This is a genomic window from Caballeronia terrestris (assembly GCF_001544515.1).
GTDB lineage: Bacteria > Pseudomonadota > Gammaproteobacteria > Burkholderiales > Burkholderiaceae > Caballeronia > Caballeronia terrestris.
Genome location: NZ_FCOL02000202.1, coordinates 1 through 3448 on the forward strand (window position 1 = coordinate 1; position 3448 = coordinate 3448).

Genomic DNA, 3448 nt, shown 5'->3' on the forward strand with positions numbered 1-3448 from the left:
TAACAGGGGCACCGCCCCCGACCGTTGCGCGTAAACGTCAGGCCGCCGCGCCGCGCCCGGATATATGCAACAACGCCTACTTTTCACTCCGTCGCCTGAGTCATTCGAATTCTCGCTGTCGAGAACCTGAGGCTGTGGGTCGACACGGAAGACAACGACGATTTCATCCTTGTGGATTTCGACGCGCCTGACCAGCCCCAGAACGATCTTGCGCTTCATTTCAAGATCGATCGTATCCAGCCTTTCGGTGACGGCGTCTGCAAATTCCTCGAGCCGGTTGATGACCAGGAACAGCTCGCTTTGCACCACCCCATGGCGACGGGATTCCTGCATCTGCCCGTCAATCTGTTCGAGCCGGTTCTTCAACTGCTGTATCTTCGGCTCGAAGTCCGTCTTGTCGATAATGCCGTCAGCGTAGCTGTCGATCAGCCGGGACTTGCCTTTTTCCAGCTGAAGCCGCTGCTTTTCCAGACTGGCCGTGTCGAAGCTATTCTTTTCATTGCGCTCCATCATGTCCAGTCGACGTTCATATTCGTTCTTCAGTCGATCCGGATGCCTGAGCAATTCAACGACCTGCTGCCATACCAGATCATCAAGTCTGTCGGTTCGTACCTGGAAATTGTCACAGATGCGGTGGCCGCCGAAACGGTAAGCATCGGTTCCAACACAGCGGTAATAAGCGTAGTCCCGCTGATGCCCCTTGGCTGCAGCCTTGCTCACTTTCTTTGCGTAATAGGCGTAACGGCACTGGCCGCAGACCGTCAACCCCTGCAGCAGGCGTAGCGGCGCACTCCCGCGCCTCTGGCGCGCCAGCTTGCGGTTCTCGGTTAGCTGCTCCTGAGCCGACTGGAACAGTGCCTCGCTGACGATCGCCGGCACCGGAATCTCGATCCAGTCCTGCCGGTCGGTACGTGTTGTCGAGTACGGCTTTCGGGGCACGTCGGCGCTGTGACGCTGGGCACGCACTCGTACCTGCAGGTGATCGCGCGACTGGGTCTTGCCGAAGGCGGCCCGCCCCATGTAAGCCGGGTTACGCAAAATTCCCCACACTACGCTGCGGTCCCAGTACGGCTTGCCCGACGCCGTCACAGTATCCGATTCGGTAAGGCGGCGTACCACCTCCCCTATGCTCAGGCGTTCCCTTCCCACCCACTCGAAGATCGCTCGGACCGTTGCAGCCTGGGGCAGTTCGATCACGTACCGGGCCGGCGTTCCGTCGAGCTGCCGGCGGACGTAGCGGTAGCCATAAGGTGCTCCGGACAGCACATTGACGCTACCGCGTTTTGCACCATGAAGCTTGCCACGGCGGTGGCGCTCGGCGATCTTCGCCCGCTCGTATTCCGCGATCATGCCCTGCATCTGCAATAGCAGAGACTCTTCCGGCGTCGTACCGATCGCGTGATTGAGGAACACCACCTGGACGCCGCAGCCTGAGAACTCTTCCATCAGCAGCGCCTGGTGCGCATATTTGCGCGCCAGCCGGTCTGGCGACAGGATGTACAACTGATCGATCGTTCCGATCGCGGCACAGTCCCTGAGGCGCTCCAGCTGTGGTCTGATCAGCGTCGCGCCACTCACGCCGGCGTCAATAAAACACATGTCGTCGACGATCTGCGCGCCGTCAGCCGAAATGCGCTCCTTCAATGCCGCGATCTGGCTGTCAATGGTGCCGCGTTTGCTTTGCTGTTCCGAGGATACCCGCGCGTAGAGAGCGATCATTGCAGCGGTGCTCATTGTTTCCCCCGCCTGGTAGCCGTTCGTTTCGGTGACGCCAGCTTCAAAACCCGCTCCGGCGATGTGGTGCGTGCGTGTATTGGGCTGAGCTGCTCGTACGTCTTCTGCAGCTGCTCGCCGGCAAAGCGGTTCGGCTCGAAAGCGAGACGCACCTGCCAGTGCTTACGTCGTCCTCGTGTCATTGATGTGTCTCCCGGTCGGCGGGAGCAACGGCCTCGAGGACGAGCACCGCATCGACGTCAGGACATCCTCTGGACCACGGCGCCAGACACTCCCTCGAAATGCGCAGGCCCCATATTACTCGCGAGTTTGCTATGTTGTTGCCGGGGCTATCACCCCGCCTTGCGGAGTGCCGAGCTCCGGATAAGACAACTGCCCGTTATCCAGCACGCCTGCTTTTAACCACTTGTCGATCAGTCGTCTGACTACGCCATCGGTGACTCGTCTGGCTAGAAGCTCTCTCAATTTAACTTGGTCGATGCTGTCAAAGTATTTCCGTACATCAACGTCAAGCACCCACTGTCCACCGCGATACATAATCCCCTTCCACACGGACCGCAGCGCCTCGTGAGCACTGCGACCGGGTCGGAAACCGAAAGAACAGTCGAGAAAGTCGTGTTCATAGATCGGCTCCAGAAGCATAACAATGGCGCGCTGCGCCACCTTGTCTTCGAAAGCGGGAATGCCGAGCCCACGAAGACTGCCGTCCGCCTTGGCGATGAAATGCCGACGGACTGGCAGCGCGCGGTATCGGCCTGACTTGAGCCGGTCGACGAGCCCAAGAAGATTCTGCGTGAGATTGACTGCATAATCCTCTCCGGACTGACCATCAACCCCGACTGCACCATCCTTGCGCGTACAGTCGTAGGCATACCTCACCCACTCAAAGTCGATGTAATGATTTAACGAGGTGAACGCCATCTCGGGATCACTTCTGGCCAGCATGGCTATTCGTTCCTGTTTCGTTGACACGCTTTCAGGTTTCAAAGCACCTCCGTGTTTCCCATGAACGATTCTGCAACAACGACGCCCCCCTTCCCATCGACCGGGTCCGCTTGAGCGGCGTTCCCCGGCGTCATCAGTACTACGAGGGCGCTAAGACTTCCTGTGCCGAATACGAAGTCGCTTATGGATTCGCTTCTTCGCTCCAATCCTTCTTCTCCACGTTTTGCTCCCTGCAGCGGAGAGTTCCGCAGGTATGGCCCTGTTTATATCGCCCCGCGCCTCAGGGCCACGTAAGATTGGTCGAACACAGGACCTCCCAGGTTCCTGGGGAATCCATCCTCGTACCTTTGCCCTGCTCTCGGACCCCGGTTGGTCTGACGGGCCTCACCATTACGGCTCGCACAATACTGTCCCCACAATTTGAAAAATGAAGACACCAACGGTTGCTTCATATCGAGGCTCAATCACACGGCTTCAATACCCGCTGCCTACGCTTCAAGTAGTGCGTTACCGCACTCGCATGCAAGGCTCGCTTCCGGCTGGTGGTTAGCCTTTACCGGGAGCGCGTCGAACCCTCTGGACTCCAATGACTGGTTTCTGTCACCTACGACTTCCCCCAATCCCAGGCTTCGCCTGGCGCTATCAAAAGCGAAGTGCAACACCTATCTCGTATAAGGTGTCGCCATGCCCGAGGCGTTGTTGCATATATCCGGGCGCGGCGCGGCGGCCTGACGTTTACGCGCAACGGTCGGGGGCGGTGCCCCTGTTA

2 protein-coding genes are annotated in these 3448 nt (G+C 58.8%); both read right to left on the bottom strand.

What is annotated here, in order from left to right:
* Positions 1-1734 (bottom strand): recombinase family protein (locus AWB67_RS35210; protein WP_143328466.1); only part of this gene is annotated, 1734 nt, incomplete at its 3' end.
* Positions 1735-2046: 312 nt separating this feature from the next.
* On the bottom strand, positions 2047-2721 hold the full coding sequence (locus AWB67_RS35215) for a reverse transcriptase domain-containing protein (protein ID WP_235025541.1): 675 nt from the start codon (positions 2719-2721) through the stop codon (positions 2047-2049).
* Positions 2722-3448 lie beyond the last annotated feature (727 nt).